This is a genomic window from Viridibacillus sp. NPDC096237 (assembly GCF_050278625.1).
GTDB lineage: Bacteria > Bacillota > Bacilli > Bacillales_A > Planococcaceae > Viridibacillus.
Map to the genome: position 1 here is coordinate 1,756 of NZ_JBNNTI010000092.1, position 1,211 is coordinate 2,966.

The 1,211-nt window shown below is 47.5% G+C and carries 1 rRNA gene (running past one end of the window); it reads left to right on the top strand.

The window, feature by feature from the left end:
* The first annotated feature begins 96 nt into the window (after positions 1–96).
* A 23S ribosomal RNA gene (locus tag ACQKMD_RS21700) occupies positions 97–1,211 on the top strand; it runs 1,914 nt beyond the window's last position.

Below are 1,211 nucleotides of genomic sequence, written 5' to 3' on the forward strand. Positions count from 1 at the left end.
TCCTTGTTCTTTGAAAACTGGATAAAACGACATTGAAGCAAATTAAGTAACACATTTTTTATTATTAAGTTTTTTAGGCTTAATAACTAACTTTTAGGTTAAGTTATTAAGGGCGCATGGCGGATGCCTTGGCACTAGGAGCCGAAGAAGGACGGCACTAACACCGATATGCTTCGGGGAGCTGTAAGTGAGCTTTGATCCGGAGATTTCCGAATGGGGGAACCCACTGTTCGTAATGGAGCAGTATCTTGACGTGAATACATAGCGTCTTGATGGCAGACCCAGGGAACTGAAACATCTAAGTACCTGGAGGAAGAGAAAGAAAAATCGATTCCCTGAGTAGCGGCGAGCGAAACGGGAATAGCCCAAACCAAGAGGCTTGCCTCTTGGGGTTGTAGGACACTCTATATGGAGTTACAAAGGAATGAGTTAAACGAAGCGGTCTGGAAAGGCCCGCCAGAGCAGGTAACAGCCCTGTAGTTGAAAGTTCATTCTCTCTTGAGTGTATCCTGAGTACGGCGGAACACGTGAAATTCCGTCGGAATCTGGGAGGACCATCTCCCAAGGCTAAATACTACCTAGTGACCGATAGTGAACCAGTACCGTGAGGGAAAGGTGAAAAGCACCCCGGAAGGGGAGTGAAATAGATCCTGAAACCATGTGCCTACAAGTAGTTAGAGCCCGTTAATGGGTGATAGCGTGCCTTTTGTAGAATGAACCGGCGAGTTACGATTACATGCGAGGTTAAGTTTTAGAAGACGGAGCCGTAGCGAAAGCGAGTCTGAATAGGGCGAATGAGTATGTGGTTGTAGACCCGAAACCAGGTGATCTACCCATGTCCAGGGTGAAGGTAAGGTAACACTTACTGGAGGCCCGAACCCACGTACGTTGAAAAGTGCGGGGATGAGGTGTGGGTAGCGGAGAAATTCCAATCGAACCTGGAGATAGCTGGTTCTCTCCGAAATAGCTTTAGGGCTAGCCTCGTGATAGAGAATCCTGGAGGTAGAGCACTGTTTGAACTAGGGGTCCATCCCGGATTACCGAATTCAGACAAACTCCGAATGCCAGTGATTTATGCACGGGAGTCAGACTGCGAGTGATAAGATCCGTAGTCAAAAGGGAAACAGCCCAGACCACCAGCTAAGGTCCCAAAGTAATTGTTAAGTGGAAAAGGATGTGACGTTGCTTAGACAACCAGGATGTTGGCTTAG